The organism is Streptomyces sp. TS71-3, assembly GCF_018327685.1.
In the GTDB taxonomy this organism is placed as follows: domain Bacteria; phylum Actinomycetota; class Actinomycetes; order Streptomycetales; family Streptomycetaceae; genus Streptomyces.
Genome location: NZ_BNEL01000001.1, coordinates 4,855,016 through 4,869,407, shown reverse-complemented (window position 1 = coordinate 4,869,407; position 14,392 = coordinate 4,855,016). Strand labels below are relative to the sequence as shown.

Sequence of the window (14,392 nt, the reverse complement as noted above, 5' to 3'; positions counted from 1 at the left end):
CCGAGAAGGCCGACCATGCGCAGAGCCGTTCTGACCACGGTGACGACCGTGGCGGGCGTGATCGTGCTGCTCTCACTGAAGCCGCACGACTCCACACCGGCGACGGGGGCCCCAGCACCCCCTTCGCCGCCGGGTGCGGGCCCGTCGTCGGGGTCGTCGCGGGCCTCCCGCAGTCCCGTGACCGGCACCGCCACGGGCAGGGTGAGCAGCACCCCCTACGGGCCGGTCCAGGTGGCCGTGACGATGGTGAAGGGCAGGATCACCGGCATCAGGGCGCTACGGACCCCCACCGATGCCGCCCGGTCCCGGCAGATCGCGGCGATGGCCGTGCCACGGCTGACCCGGGAGGCCCTGGATGCCCAGGGCGCCGGGATCGACGCGGTCTCCGGAGCCAGCTACACGAGCCAGGGATACGTCCAATCCCTCCAGAGCGCGCTGGACCGGGCCGGTGCCCGAGCACACTGAACGCACACCGGGTCCCAGCCGCCCGGGTCTGCGCCACGTCGAACACGTCATGGGAACCGCCTTCTCCTTCGATGTCCGCGACCCTGTCACCCTCGCCGTGCGCCGCGCCCTGGCGGAGTCGGTCGCCTGGCTGCACCACGTGGACGAGGTGTTCTCGACCTACCGCCCTGACAGCGTGATCAGCAGGCTCGGCCGCGGCGAACTGCCCCGGCAGCGGTGCGGGCCCGAGGTGGCCGAGGTGCTGCGCCTGTGCGAGGCGGCAGAGCGCGCCAGCGGCGGGTGGTTCAGCCACACGGCCGGCGACCGGCTCGACCCGTCGGGCCTGGTCAAGGGCTGGGCCGTCGACCGGGCCTCGGACCTCCTGCACGAGGCCGGTGCGCACCGCACCTGTGTCAACGGCGGCGGCGACATCCGGCTTCGCGGCGAGCCGGCACCCGGCATGCCCTGGCGAATAGGGATAGCCGACCCGCTCCGCCCCGGCAGGCTGGTGGCCGTCGTCACCGGCCGGGACTGCGCAGTGGCCACATCCGGCACCGCGGAGCGGGGCCACCACGTGCTCGACCCACACACCGGCAAAGCCGCCACCGGCCTGCTCTCGCTGACGCTCACAGGACCCGACCTCACGCTGACGGACGCCTACGCGACGGCGGCCTTCGCGATGGGGGACGCGGCACGTGCCTGGACCACGTCCCTCAGCGGACACCAGGCCCTGGCGATGACACGCGCGGGCCACGTCTGGCGGACCCCGGGCTTCCCCGGTCCTCCGGTCATCAGCACCGACCGCGAGAGCGATCGCACGACAGGGCCCGCCTCGCTGCCACGGTCGTACCCCTGAGAATCCCCGGCATGGGTGTCGAGGGGGGTGGGCCTCGGCCGTGCCGGGGACGGTGACGGCCCCCTACTCCCATCGACGAGGTGCCGGCGGGCCGGGCCGTCTCACCTCCGCTCGACGGTGAGGTCCGGGAAGTGGGCCGAGCAGGAGATGCACGGGTCGTGGTTGCGGATGGCCTTCTCGCACAGGGCGGTCAGCTCGGCGTCCGTGGCCGAAGCGTGGTCGCGGCGCTGCTGGACCTGGCGACGCAGGTCGTCCTCGATCGCGCCCTGGTTCTGCGATGTCGGTGGGACGAGGCTCGCCTCGTTGACCGTGCCGTCGCCGGTGATGCCGTAGCGGTGGTAGTGCAGTCCGCGTGGCGCCTCGGTGGCGCCATGACCGGTACCCGCCCGCGGGGCGACGGCGGCGTGCGGCCACGGTGGTGGCCGGTAGGTGTCGATGAGGCGTAGGGCCTCGTCCACCGCGTAGAGCACCTCGACCGCCCGGACGATGATGCTGCGGTACGGGTTGCGGCACACCAGTCCCTCTCCCGGGTCGCCCAGTCCGGCCTCCGGGCGGCCTCGCGGGCGACCGGGGAGAGCCAGCGGCCGCTGATGGCGTACCGGGGAGCGGGCCGGTGAGGTGCCTGCGGCCGTCCAGCAATGCGTGCAGAGCTGTGGAATGCGGTTCCTGCCGTTCCACGACGTGGTCGCCGAATTCCCGGACGGGAAGGATGCGGGTGGGCAGCGCACGGTCGGAGTCGGAGGGAAGTCCCACGGTGCCGGGCGCGGTCATCACGGTCGGGATGCCCGATTCGATGGCGTAGCTGCCGGGTTCGGCCAGGGCGAGCAGTTCGTTGCCGCAGCCTGCCTCGGGGAAGTCGAAGCCGGCTACCCAGCGCACGGTCTCGTACGCGTCGTCGCGGGCGGTGCGCAGCTTTTCGGCAGGCCTTGCCTGGTGCGGCACTACAAGGCGAGCAGCAGGTCATTCGCCGCCCGTGTGCCGTGAGCACAGCCACCGCCGGAGCCGGGAGAGGCCGACCGCCAACGAGGTCGGGGCTCACCGCCTCACTCCGCGTCGAACACCTCCGGATGCCGGGAAAGCTCCTCGCGGGTCCGGCGGATGTGCAGTGTCAGCATGTGTTCCGCGGAGGCCGTGTCGCGGTCTCGCAGCGCTTCGACGAGCAGGCGGTGTTCGGCGTTGATGACCCAACTGCGGCGGGTCATGGTCAGCCGCGTGAAGGCGCGCCGGTAATGCTGGGTGGTGTCCCACAGCCGGGCGACGATGGCGGCGAGGTCCTCGGCGTCGTGGTGGCGGTAGGTCAGCCAGTGCAGCCGGCGGTCCAGAACGAGGAACTGCTCGACGTCGTCTGTCTGTTCGATCCGCTGTTGCAGGTCACCCAGCCGGGCGAGGTCGTCATCGGTCAGGCGAGGCGCGGACTCGCTCAGCAGCAGCGGCTCGATCCGCTCGCGGATCTTGTAGCTGAGTTCACAGTCGCGCATGTCCATGCTGGTGACCCAGGCGCCCTGGTTCGCCCGCAGCGTGACCAGGCCGGCCGACTGCAGAATCCGCAGCGCCTCGCGGACCGGCAGCCGACTGGCACTCAGTTCGGCGGCGATCTCGTCCTGCTTGATCCGCGTACCAGGCGGAAGGGCGCCCGACAGGATTCGGTCACGCAGCCCGTCGGCGATGCGCTGGCTGGCCACGGCGGCCCGCGTTCCGTCTCTGTCGGGCACCTCGCACACTCCCGTCCCTGTCAGGCGAAGGCGTCCGGGTCGCGGTCGTACGCCTTGCCACCGGGGTAGGACACTAGCTCAAACTGCATCCCCCACGGCGACAGGAAGTACACCCAGCGCTGTCCGGCATGGGCGCCGGTGCTGGCTGTCGGCGCGCCCAGGACGCGCAGGCCGCGCCGGCGCAGGTCGGTCACCGCCGTGTCGAGGTCCTCGACGTACAGCGCGATGTGGTGACCGCCCACGTCGCTGTTGCGCGGCGGCACCTCGTTGCGTCCGGGCGCCTCGTACTCGAAGACCTCGAACAGCGTGCGCTCGCCGAAGCGGAAGAAGCGGATGCGGTGGATCACCGCGCGGTCGTCCACGCCGAGGTGTTCGCTCATCCAGCTCCCGGCGTCGTCCCGGTGGGGGCCGAGCTCGTACAGGTAAGTGCACCCGAGGACGTCCACGAGGAAGTCCTGCGCCTGATCCAGGTCGGGAACCGTGAAGCCGACGTGATCGAGGCGGGTCAGTCCGGGAATGGGCACGAAAAATCCTCCAATGGATCCATTGCCTTGCCTTCCATGATGCCAGAGTGCATAGTTTACGGGCATTGGACCCCGTCAAGCGATGTGTCCTTGTAGAAAATGGATCCATAGCCCTAGCAGCATCAAGGAGTGCCATGCCCAGCCGTGAACATCTGACCCCGAGCGCGCCCTGGGTCGAACTGCGCACCTCGGCCGACGACTGGGACGCGGCGGATCCGGGCCTGCTGCTCGGCATGCTCGGCCAGGGACTGTGGATCCGCGCGTTCGAGGAGTACGTCCTGGAACTGGCCGGGCAAGGCCTGGTGCACGGTCCTGCGCACTCCAGCGTCGGCCAGGAGGGCGGCGCGGTCGGGTCGCTGATCTCCCTGCGCAGCGACGATTTCGTAAACGGCTCGCACCGCGGCCATCACCAGTTCCTGGCGAAAGCATTCGGTCATGTCCTGCCCGCGAAGAGTGACCGGCTACCCGAGCTGACGGATGAGGTCCGCACCGTGCTGCGCCGCACACTCGCCGAGATCTGCGGCCTCGCCGACGGCTTCTGCCGAGGCCGCGGCGGATCCATGCACCTGCAGTGGGCCGAGGCCGGCGCCATGGGCACCAACGCCATAGTCGGCGGCGGTGTCCCGCAAGCGGCCGGCTTCGCCCGGAACCAGCGCGCCTCCGGAACCGACGCGGTCACCGTCACCTACTTCGGCGACGGCGCGGTCAACATCGGTTCGGTCCTGGAGACCTTCAACCTGGCGGCCGCCTGGAAGGTCCCCCTGTGCTTCTTCATCGAGAACAACCAGTACGCCGTCTCCACGCCGGTCGCCGCCGCCACCGCCGAAACCCGGCTGTCCGCGCGCGGCTCCGCCTTCGGGATCCCGGCCTGGCGGGTGGACGGCATGGACCCGCTCGCCGTCCATCTGGCCATGGACGAGGCGCTGGAGCATATGCGCTCCGGCGGCGGTCCGGCCATCGTCGAGGCCGACCTCTACCGCTACTTCCACCAGAACGGCCCGTATCCCGGAAGCGCCTTCGGCTACCGGGACAAGGCCGAGGAGAAGGCGTGGCGCGACCGCGACCCGCTGGAGTTGCTGCGCTCCCACGTCCTGCGCCGCAAGCTCGCCACCGCCCGCCAGCTGACCACCGCGCAGAAGCAGGTCTCCGCGGTCATGCGTGAACTCGGCGACGACATCCTGGAACCCAAGCCCGGCGGCAAGCCCGGCGAACGGCGGATCAAGGCCTCGGCCTGGCCCGACACCGCGTTCGTCGACGTCGGCATACGCGGCGACCTGACCGAGCTCGACGGCAGCCGCTACGAGGAGGCCGACACCTTCTCCGGCGAACTGGCCGACCGCAGGTTCATCGACGTCGTCAGCGACGTCATAGGACGCCGAATGGAGACGGACGAGCGGATCGTCGTCCTGGGCGAGGACGTCGACAGACTGCGCGGCGGCACCAACGGCGCCACCCGCCGGGCCCTCGAACTTTTCCCCGACCGGGTTCTGGGCACCCCGATCAGCGAGAACGCCTTCGCGGGCCTCGGCGGCGGCATGGCGCTCGACGGCCGCTTCCGCCCCGTCGTGGAGTTCATGTACGCCGACTTCATGTGGGTCGCAGCCGACCAACTGTTCAACCAGATAGCCAAGGCCCGGCACATGTTCGGCGGCCGCAGCGCGGTGCCGTTCGTGCTGCGTTCCAAGCTCGCGGCCGGCACCGGCTACGGTTCCCAGCACTCCATGGACCCGGCGGGCATCCTCACCACCGCGCCCGGCCTGCGGGTGGTCGCCCCTTCCAATCCGTTCGACTACGCGGGCCTGATGAACACCGCGCTGGCCTGCGACGATCCGGTCGTGGTGCTCGAACACGTCGACCTGTACGCCTCCACTGGCACCGGTCCCGCCACCGATCTCGACTACCGCATACCGGTCGGCAAGGCCGCGCTGCGCCGCGAGGGGCGCGACCTGACCGTCATCTCCTACCTGTCGATGGTCAACCACTGCCTGGAGGCACTGGACCAGGTCGGGGAGATCGACGCCGACGTCATCGACCTGCGATGGCTGGACGCGGCCAGTCTCGACTGGGAGACCATCGAGGCCAGCGTCAAGAAGACCAACCGCGTCCTCGTCGTCGAACAGGGCGCTTCCGGCACGTCCTACGGGGGCCGGCTGGCCGACGAGATCCAGCGCCGCCTGTTCGACTGGCTGGACGCCCCCGTCGAGCGGGTGCACGGCGGCGAGGCCTCGCCCAGCATCAGCAAGGTCCTGGAGCGGGCGGCCATCGCCCGCACCGAGGAAGTCGTCACCGCCCTGCGCCGCATCGCCGCGTCCTCCTGAACGCACACCAGTCACAAGGAGCAAGAACATGGCAACGCTGCTGCGCGTGCCGGAGGTCGCCGCGGGGGCGACCGAAGCCGTCCTGGCCGAATGGCTGGTACCGGAGAAGGGCTCCTTCTCCACCGGCGACCCTCTCGTCACTCTGGAGACCGACAAGGCCCTGGTCGAGGTGGAGGCCGAGAACGATGCGATCCTGCTGCGCGTCCTCGTCCCCAACGGCACCACCATCGAGGTCGGAGCGCCGATGGCCCTGCTCGGCGACCCTGCCGAACGCGACGCCGACCCCGACCACCTGCTCGCGGAGCTCGGCGTCACGTCCGCGACCACACCGCCGGCGATCGAGCCGCCCGCCACCGGCCCCCTGGCGCAGGAACCGCCCACCACCCCGCCCACGCCGGTCCCGCCGGCCGCCCCTGCTGGCGGCGACCGTGTCTTCAGCAGCCCACTGGCCCGCCGAATCCTGCGGGAGGCCGGGCTGAGCACCGACCACGTGCGCGGCACCGGTCCCAACGGGCGGATCGTGCGGCGTGACGCCGAACGCGCCGTCGAGGAGGCGAGGCGGGCCAAGGCCACATCCGAGACGCAGGCGGCGCCCCCCTTGGCGGTGCCGACGGGGCCGTCGGCACCGCCCGTGACGCCCACCGCGGTCGCGGTGCCGACGTGGTCTGCCGGTGTCGAGCAGGTCCCGCACAGCCGGCTGCGCCGGGCCGTCGCCGAGCGGCTCACCGCGAGCAAGCGGGAGGTGCCGCACTTCTACGTCAGGCGTACCGTCGTCATCGACGACCTGCTGGGCCTGCGCCGCCGCCTCAACGAGGTCGCACCGCGCAAGGTCTCCGTCAACGACCTCGTGGTCAAGGCCGCCGCCTGCGCCCACGAGGCCGTGCCGGAAGCCAACGCCGTCTGGACCGATGAACACATGCTGCGCTTCACTTCCAGCGACGTCTCAGTGGCCATCGCGTCCGGACGCGGTCTGGTCACCCCGGTCCTGCGGGACGTCGGGGCGCTGGCGCCGAGTGCGATCGCGCGGCAGGTCAGGTCGTACGCCGAACGGGCCGACGCCGGGACCCTGCGCCAGGAGGACCTGGAGGGCGGCTCTCTGACGGTGACGAACCTGGGCATGTTCGGCGTCGAGGAGTTCTCGGCCATCATCAACCCGCCCCAATCGATGATCCTGGCGGTCGGCGCTGCCCGGCCCGAACCCGTCGTCGTGGATGGCGAGGTCACCGTGGCCACCCGGATGGCGCTGACCGTGTCGGTCGACCACCGCGCGATCGACGGCGCCCTCGCGGCTCGCTGGATGACCGCCTTGGTCGAGAACCTTGAGCAGCCGCTGCGTCTGATGGCCTGACGGGCGACCCCTCAAAGGCGGCGTCGGCCGGGGCGGCCCCTACCCGCCGGTGGACGTTCCCATGCGGACCGCGCATCGCGGTACGTGGCCCGACCCTCGCAGCGGTCGGAGTCGACTCCTCGCCGGCGTCTGCGCCTCAGGCTGTCACCGGTGAAGGCGCTGGCCCTGCTGCGCCAGTCGTCGTCGGCGAACGTGGTGTTCTCGTCAAAGCGGCCGGTCTACAGCCCGCTCCCCAGCGGGCTGTAGACGGGTACGCCGATAGCGTCACACGTCGCCAGGAGCCGCGGTCGAGGCTCGGACGATCAGCCGCACCGGCAGCAGGACGGTCTTGGGCAGCACCGGCGGCGAGTCGGCTCCGTCCGCAGCCTCCAAGCCGGCGAGAAGCAACCGGGCGGCCTCCGCACCAAGTGCGTGGTGCGGGACTCGGACTGTGGTCAGCGGCGGCTGAAACTCGTCGGCGAAGCGCATGTCGTTGAATCCAACGAGGGAGACGTCTCCCGGACAGTCCATGCCGCGGCGCCGCATGGCGCGCAGCGCCCCAAGGGCGATGAGGTCGTTGCCGGCGCATATCGCCGTGACACCGGGGTGCCTGTCGAACAGTGCATGGGCGGCACGTTCCCCGGCCTGTGCGGTGTAGGCGTCGGCGGCCACCACCGGAGCCCGCAGCGGGGGCAGTCCCGCGGCATGCATCGCCTCCCTGAATGCCCGCTCCCTGGTGGCGCTGGTGGACATCGTCTGCGGGCCGGCCAGGTGGGCCAGGGTGCGGTGCCCAAGCCCGGTCAGGTGTTCGACGGCAAGGCGCACGCCGTCGGCGTCGTCACCGGAGACCCAGGGGTGGAGCCGGCGGTCCGTCGTGCGGTTCACCAGGACCACCGACACCCCGGCAGCGTGGGCCTCCTCCAACAGCGGGTGCTCGCGCCGCGCGGTACCCACGATGAAACCGTCGACCTGGCGGCCCCGCAGCGCGTCGAACCGGGTGCGCTCCTTGGCCGGGTCATTGTCGGTGTTGGCCAGCAGCGCGGTGTACCCGGCGGCGGTGAGCACGTCCTCTATACCGCGCACGACCGGCGGGAAGAGCGGGTTGGTGAGGTCTGGGAGCAGGACGCCGACGGTGAAGGAGCGGTTGGTTCGCAGGCTGCGTGCCGCCGTGTTCGGGGTGAACCCCAGATCGGCGGCAGCGGCGCGGACACGTTGCGCGGTGTCGGCGTTCACCATGCCGCTCGTGCTCGGATTCAGCGCACGGGAGGCCGTCGCCTTGTGGACTCCCGCGAGTCGCGCCACATCGGACATGGTCGGGCGTCTGCTCACCCCGAGAGTCTAGGCAGTCCTGGCGACGAAGACAACAACCGATTGCAGTGGGCCTTGACACGCCTGCACCTCCGAGACAAGCTGATGCGATCGGTTGCAGAGGAGAACTTCACTCATCCGGCCGAAGTTTTACGCTGCGTCACTAAATCTCTCACATTCGGGCTTAAATATTTTTCCATGCGGACGATCCGCTTACGAATTTATGCAATCGATTGCACCATCAACCTGCCATGATCAAGGAAAGAACGATGACCTACACCACACTGGACCGTCCCCGCATCGGCTGGATCGGCACCGGCCGGATGGGATACCAACTCGCCGCACGGCTCCTGGCGGCCGGGCACGACGTGGCGGTCTACAACCGCACCCGCGCCAAGGCGGAACCGCTGGCCGGGCAGGGGGCCACCGTCGTCGACCGCCCCTGCGAGCTGGCCGACCGCGACGTCGTGTTCATCATGGTGTCCGCGTCCGCCGACCTGGAGGCGGTCACCACAGGTGAGGGCGGCGTGCTCACCGATCCCGACGCCTCCCCCAGCGTGCTGATCGACAGTTCCACCGTCTCCGCCCAGGTCTCCGCTCTCGTGCGCTCCCGCGCCGCCGACCGGGGTACCGGCTTCCTCGCCGCGCCGGTCAGTGGTAACCCCAAGGTCATCGCGGCCGGCAAGCTCACCGTGGCCGTCTCAGGACCGCGCCCGGTCTTCGACCAGGTCGAACCCCTGCTCGGCCTGCTGGGGCGCGGGGTCACCTACGTCGGCCAGGGCGAGGTCGCCCGGCTGGTGAAGATCGCTCACAACGTCTTCCTCGGCGTGGTCACCCAGTCCCTCGCGGAGATCACGGTCCTGGCCGAGAAGGGCGGAGTGAGCCGGGCGGCGTTCCTGGAGTTCCTCAACGACTCCGTCATGGGCTCGGTCTTCACCCGCTACAAGTCGCCCGCGCTGGTGAACCTCGACTTCCGGCCCACGTTCACCATGCCGCTGCTACGCAAGGACTTCGACCTCGGGCTTGAGGCCGCGCGGGAGCTGGAGGTGCCGATGCCCGTCGCCTCCGCCACCGCGCAGCTCGTGGCCGGTGCCATCGGTGCCGGCCAGGTGGACGAGGACTTCGCCACCTTGATTCTCGAACAAGCCCGCCGCTCCGGGCTGGACATCGAAGCCGAGGACGCCTCCATGGACGACGGTCTTTCCGCGTCCTGAGCCGGCCGCTGCCCCGCTTTCCGAGGCCCGTTCATCCCAGCCACGAAGGACGTTCCCGCAGCCATGAACCTCGACGAACCGCGCCCCGCCCGCCCCATCCCCGCATACGGCCACAGCGCAGTCGACTACGAGCGACGCGTCGACTACGACCGCCTGCGCACATACCGCCTCGACCGTACCCGCGCGGTCCTGGAGTCCAGTGAGTGCGGGGCGTTCCTGCTGTTCGACTTCTACAACATCCGCTACTCCACGCAGACCTGGATCGGCGGCGCCCTCGGCGACAAGATGACGCGGTACGCCTTGCTGACCCGCGGCGGAGAACCGGTGCTGTGGGACTTCGGTTCCGCCGCCCGCCATCACCAGATGTACGCGCCCTGGCTGCGGCCGGAGAATTCCCGGGCCGGGATGCTCGGTCTGCGCGGGGCGATCTCCCCGGACGCCGGGCTGATGCGCGCAGCGGTCACCGAGATCAAGGGCATGCTCCGGGATGCCGGGGTGGCCGAGCTGCCGGTCGGGGTGGACATCGTCGAGCCCCCGTTCCTGTTCGAGATGGAGCGCCAGGGCCTGCGCGTCGTCGACGCCCAGCAGTTGATGCTGGACGCCCGGCAGATCAAGTCGGAGGACGAGATCGCGCTGCTGTCGATGGCCGCGGCCATGGTCGACGGGGTCTACCAGGACATCACCGAGGCCCTCAAACCCGGCGTGCGCGAGAACGAGATCGTCGCGCTTGCCAACAAGCGCCTGTACGAGATGGGTTCCGACCAGGTCGAGGCGATCAACGCGGTTTCCGGCGAACGGTGCAACCCGCACCCGCACAACTTCTCCGACCGCATCATCCGCCCCGGCGACCAGGCGTTCTTCGACATCATCCAGTCCTACAACGGCTACCGCACCTGTTATTACCGCACCTTCGCCGTGGGCAGCTCCACCGCTTCCCAGCGTGACGCCTACGCGCGGGCCCGCCAGTGGATGGATGCCGCGATCGAGATCGTCCGCCCCGGCATCGGCACCGACCAGGTCGCCCGGGTGTGGCCGGCCGCCACCGAGTTCGGTTTCGCGAACGAGATGGCCGCCTTCGGGCTCCAGTTCGGTCACGGACTCGGGCTCGGCCTGCACGAACGCCCCGTCATCAGCCGCCTCAACAGCCTTGAGGACCCGGTGGAGATCCAGCAGGGGATGGTCTTCGCCCTTGAGACCTACTGCCCGGCGTCCGACGGCTTCTCCGCCGCCCGCATCGAGGAGGAGGTCGTTGTCACCGAGACCGGTGCCGAGGTGCTCACCCGCTTTCCCGCGCAGGAACTCTTCGTCGCCAATCGCTACTGATGATCTCGCCCACCCCACCGGTCCCGGGCCCTCGACGGCCCGCACAAGCAGGAGGACAAGACTGTGACCGCACACGCGCCGGGTTCCCCGGCCCGAGCCAGAGCCGGGACCATACCCACCGACCTGTTCGTCGGCGGTGGCTGGCGCCCTGCCGGGGACGGCGAACGTTTCGAGGTCCTTGACCCTGCCACCGGCGACACGCTGGCCCACGTCGCCGGCGCCACCCCGCAGGACGCACTCGACGCCGTCGCAGCCGCCGACGCCGCACTGCCCGGCTGGGCGGCCACCCCGCCCCGCGAGCGGGCCGAAGTGCTGCGCAGGGCCTTCGACCTGATCATCTCCAGGGCCGAGGACTTCGCCGAACTCATCGTGCTGGAGAACGGTAAGACCCTCGCCGACGCCCGCGGCGAAGTGGCTTATGCGGCCGAGTTCTTCCGCTGGTACGCCGAAGAGGCGGTACGGGTCCTCGGCACCGTGCAGACCGCGCCCTCCGGCACCAACAGGATCCTCGTGCTGCGCAAGCCCGTCGGGGTCTGCGTGCTGGTGACACCCTGGAACTTCCCCGCGGCCATGGCCACCCGCAAGATCGGCCCCGCGCTGGCGGCCGGCTGCACCGTCGTCCTCAAGCCAGCCAGCGACACCCCGCTGACCGCCCTCGCTCTCGCGGCTGTCCTGGAGGAGGCGGGCGTACCGGACGGGGTCGTCAACGTCCTGCCCTCACGCCGCTCCAAAGCGGTGGTCTCCACCATGCTGGACGACCCCAGAGTGCGTAAACTGTCGTTCACCGGGTCCACCGAAGTCGGCAGGACCCTGCTGGCCGAAGCCTCCCGCACGGTGGTCAACTGCTCGATGGAACTGGGCGGCAACGCCCCCTTCCTCGTCTTCGCCGATGCCGATCTGGACGAGGCGGTGGCCGGCGCCATGGTCGCCAAGATGCGCAACGGCGGGGAGGCGTGCACCGCCGCGAACCGCTTCTACGCCGAGCGCCCGATCGCGGCGGAGTTCACCCGCCGCCTCGCCGACGCCATGGCGGCGCTGCGCACCGGGCCCGGCCTGGAGGACGGTGTCCGCCTCGGCCCCCTCGTCAACGCCGAAAGCCGCGACAAGGTCGCCCAACTCGTCGATGATTCGGTGCGGGCAGGGGCGACGCTCGTCACCGGCGGCATCCTTCCGCAGGGCGTCGGCCACTATTATCCGCCCACGGTGCTGTCCGACGTTCCGCACGACGCATCCATCCTGCGCGAGGAGATATTCGGCCCCGTGGCACCGATCGTCGCGTTCGACACCGAAGACGAGGCGATCCGCCTGGCCAACGCCACCGAGTACGGCCTGGTCTCCTACGTGTACACCTCCGACCTCGCACGCGGCCTACGCGTCGGAGAACGCCTTGACTCCGGCATGGTCGGCCTCAACCGGGGTGTCGTGTCCGATCCCGCGGCCCCCTTCGGGGGCACCCGGCAGAGCGGCATAGGCCGTGAGGGCGGCCACGAAGGGCTGCTGGACTACACCGAGTCCCAGTACACGGCCCTGAACTGGTAGCCCTTCCGGCCGCCTCGGAACTGCCTCGGAACATGACGGGCCTCCCCACCGTCCCTTCCGGGGCTCGGGGGCCGCGGCGCCTCACGGAGCCGCGGCCCCTCGTCCACGACTCCACCCAGACCGTCCCTCCCCACCCGTCGGACGCCGATGTGCCGACGAAAGGACCCTTGCAATGCAGCTGAGTCGGCTTGCCCATCAGGCCCCGGACACCCTTTATGTCAACGGAAGCGTCTGGTCGGGCCACGGGGAATGCCATGGCCCGGGCGGGCACCAGGCGCTCGCCGTCTCGCGCGGCCGAGTGGCCGCCCTCGGCACCGATCACGACGTCCTTGCCCTGGCCGGGCCGGGCACCGAGGTCATTGATCTGCGCCGGCACCGGGTCGTCCCGGGCCTCATCGACGGTCACGCGCACGCGGTACGAGCTGGTGCCACGTGGGCGGACGAACTCCACTGGTCCGGGGTCAAAACGCTGGACGAAGCCCTTTCCGCCATCCGCGACGCCACCCGCGCCTCCGCGCCCGGCACCTGGATCCGCGTCATCGGGGGCTGGCACCCCACTCAGTTCGCCGAGCGGCGCTCACCGAGCCGCGCGGAACTCGACGCCGTCGCGCCCGACCGGCCGGTTTACGTGCAGGCGCTGTACGACCTGGCAGTCCTCAACAGCACGGCAGCGGACGCCGTGGGCCTGGACGACTGGGCCGAGAATCTCCCCGGTGGGGCGGTCGAACGCGATCCCGCCACCGGCCGCGCGACCGGTGTGATTCGGGGCATGGGGGCGTTCAACCGTGTCCTGGCCGCGATGCCGGACCCGAGCCCGGAGGCCCGGCGGGCATCCACCCGCGCGATGCTCGCGGACCTCAACGCCCTGGGCCTGACCGGCGTCCTCGACCCCGGCGGGTTCGGCATGGCGCCCGAGCGCTACGACACGCTGTTCGACCTGTGGCGGGCAGAGGAGTTGACCGCCCGTTTCCGGCTGTTCGCCTCAGCGGTGGACGCCGGACAGGAGATCGCCCAGTTGGAGGGGTGGCTACGGCACACGCAGGCGGGGTTCGGCGACGCCATGGTGCGTATGACCGGCATCGGGGAGGTCGTGCACTACGGCTGCCACGACTTCGAGGGGCTGGAGCCCTTCGAACTGGACCGCACAGCCCACGCGGAGTTGTCGGCCATCACCCGGCGCGTGGCCGAACGGGGCTGGCCCATGCACATTCACGCAGTCCTTGACACGACGATCGGCCGGATCCTCGACGTCTGGGAGGAGGTCGACCGGGACATCCCGATCCGGGACATGCGCTTCTCCCTCGCCCATGCCGACACCATCAGCTCTCGCAACCTCCACCGACTGGCCACCCTAGGGGCCGGGGTGATCGCCGACGACCACCAGGTCTTCAAGGCGGCGGCCAGCGCGGAGCGGTGGGGCAGCGACGCGATGGCGAACGTGCCTCCGCTGGGCGATCTGCTGGCGGCCGGCATCCCGCTCGGTGCCGGGACCGACGCTTCGCGGGCGTCCTCACACAACCCCTGGCTCGCGCTGTGGTGGCTGCACGAGGGCCGTTCCCTGGACGGGAGTACCCGGCGGGCGCCGCACCACCGGCTGACCCGGGCGAAGGCGCTGGAACTGTATACGCGCGGTAACGCCTGGTTCTCCTTCGAGGAGGCCGACCGCGGGCACCTGGCCCCGGGCGCACGCGCCGACCTGGCAGTCCTGAGCGACGACTACTTCTCCGTACCCGCCGGGGAGATCGCCGGCATCACATCACTGCTGACCCTCGTGGGTGGCAAGCCCGTGCACGCCACCGGCCCCTTCGACGCCTGACCTCCGTCGGG

General features: G+C 70.4%; 11 protein-coding genes and 1 pseudogene. 8 read left to right on the top strand and 4 right to left on the bottom strand.

All coding sequences use genetic code 11. From position 1 onward, the window contains the following. The first annotated feature begins 15 nt into the window (after nt 1-15). Together Sm713_RS19720 and Sm713_RS19715 are read left to right on the top strand one after the other, a co-directional pair. On the top strand, nt 16-465 hold the full coding sequence (locus Sm713_RS19720; RefSeq protein WP_212910905.1) for an FMN-binding protein: 450 nt from the start codon (nt 16-18) through the stop codon (nt 463-465). 49 nt (nt 466-514) lie between these two features. Beyond that, nucleotides 515-1,300 (top strand): FAD:protein FMN transferase, encoded by a 786-nt coding sequence (locus Sm713_RS19715; protein WP_212910904.1) that lies wholly within the window; start codon nt 515-517, stop codon nt 1,298-1,300. Nucleotides 1,301-1,401: 101 nt separating this feature from the next. Here the strand turns inward: Sm713_RS19715 and Sm713_RS19710 are convergent. From Sm713_RS19710 to Sm713_RS19700, 3 genes and pseudogenes are all read right to left on the bottom strand, one after another. Continuing rightward, nucleotides 1,402-2,233, bottom strand: a pseudogene (locus Sm713_RS19710) (Ni/Fe hydrogenase subunit alpha); the annotation flags it as partial. A 110-nt stretch (nt 2,234-2,343) separates the two neighbouring features. Continuing rightward, complete coding sequence (locus Sm713_RS19705) at nt 2,344-3,012, bottom strand: GntR family transcriptional regulator (RefSeq protein WP_212910903.1); 669 nt, start codon at nt 3,010-3,012, stop codon at nt 2,344-2,346. Between the two features lie 20 nt (nt 3,013-3,032). Continuing rightward, the gene (locus Sm713_RS19700) at nt 3,033-3,536 is read right to left on the bottom strand and encodes a VOC family protein (protein ID WP_249416398.1); all 504 of its coding nucleotides are present in this window, start codon (nt 3,534-3,536) and stop codon (nt 3,033-3,035) included. 134 nt (nt 3,537-3,670) lie between these two features. Here Sm713_RS19700 and Sm713_RS19695 point away from each other — a divergent pair, with 134 nt between their 5' ends. After that, complete coding sequence (locus tag Sm713_RS19695) at nt 3,671-5,854, top strand: thiamine pyrophosphate-dependent enzyme (RefSeq protein ID WP_212910901.1); 2,184 nt, start codon at nt 3,671-3,673, stop codon at nt 5,852-5,854. Nucleotides 5,855-5,882: 28 nt separating this feature from the next. Continuing rightward, complete coding sequence (locus Sm713_RS19690) at nt 5,883-7,202, top strand: dihydrolipoamide acetyltransferase family protein (RefSeq protein ID WP_212910900.1); 1,320 nt, start codon at nt 5,883-5,885, stop codon at nt 7,200-7,202. Nucleotides 7,203-7,466: 264 nt separating this feature from the next. Here Sm713_RS19690 and Sm713_RS19685 read toward each other — a convergent pair whose 3' ends face one another. After that, complete coding sequence (locus Sm713_RS19685) at nt 7,467-8,510, bottom strand: LacI family DNA-binding transcriptional regulator (RefSeq protein WP_212910899.1); 1,044 nt, start codon at nt 8,508-8,510, stop codon at nt 7,467-7,469. A 230-nt stretch (nt 8,511-8,740) separates the two neighbouring features. Here Sm713_RS19685 and Sm713_RS19680 point away from each other — a divergent pair, with 230 nt between their 5' ends. The 4 genes from Sm713_RS19680 to Sm713_RS19665 all read left to right on the top strand — a co-directional run bounded on the left by Sm713_RS19680 (nt 8,741) and on the right by Sm713_RS19665 (nt 14,381). Then, nucleotides 8,741-9,703, top strand: a complete 963-nt coding sequence (locus tag Sm713_RS19680; protein WP_283249783.1) for an NAD(P)-dependent oxidoreductase — start codon at nt 8,741-8,743, stop codon at nt 9,701-9,703. Nucleotides 9,704-9,766: 63 nt separating this feature from the next. Further along, nucleotides 9,767-11,026 (top strand): Xaa-Pro peptidase family protein, encoded by a 1,260-nt coding sequence (locus Sm713_RS19675; protein WP_212910897.1) that lies wholly within the window; start codon nt 9,767-9,769, stop codon nt 11,024-11,026. A gap of 63 nt (nt 11,027-11,089) precedes the next feature. Beyond that, nucleotides 11,090-12,565 (top strand): NAD-dependent succinate-semialdehyde dehydrogenase, encoded by a 1,476-nt coding sequence (locus tag Sm713_RS19670; RefSeq protein WP_249416397.1) that lies wholly within the window; start codon nt 11,090-11,092, stop codon nt 12,563-12,565. 172 nt (nt 12,566-12,737) lie between these two features. Continuing rightward, nucleotides 12,738-14,381, top strand: coding sequence for an amidohydrolase (locus tag Sm713_RS19665; RefSeq protein ID WP_212910896.1), 1,644 nt, complete (start codon nt 12,738-12,740; stop codon nt 14,379-14,381). Nucleotides 14,382-14,392: the final 11 nt, after the last annotated feature.

Bases quoted from the DNA above. Each gene is read 5' to 3' on its own strand.
- Sm713_RS19720 (WP_212910905.1), top strand. From the start codon at position 16: ATGCGCAGAGCCGTTCTGACCACGGTGACGACCGTGGCGGGCGTGATC.
- Sm713_RS19715 (WP_212910904.1), top strand. From the start codon at position 515: ATGGGAACCGCCTTCTCCTTCGATGTCCGCGACCCTGTCACCCTCGCC.
- Sm713_RS19695 (WP_212910901.1), top strand. From the start codon at position 3,671: ATGCCCAGCCGTGAACATCTGACCCCGAGCGCGCCCTGGGTCGAACTG.
- Sm713_RS19690 (WP_212910900.1), top strand. From the start codon at position 5,883: ATGGCAACGCTGCTGCGCGTGCCGGAGGTCGCCGCGGGGGCGACCGAA.
- Sm713_RS19680 (WP_283249783.1), top strand. From the start codon at position 8,741: ATGATCAAGGAAAGAACGATGACCTACACCACACTGGACCGTCCCCGC.
- Sm713_RS19675 (WP_212910897.1), top strand. From the start codon at position 9,767: ATGAACCTCGACGAACCGCGCCCCGCCCGCCCCATCCCCGCATACGGC.
- Sm713_RS19665 (WP_212910896.1), top strand. From the start codon at position 12,738: ATGCAGCTGAGTCGGCTTGCCCATCAGGCCCCGGACACCCTTTATGTC.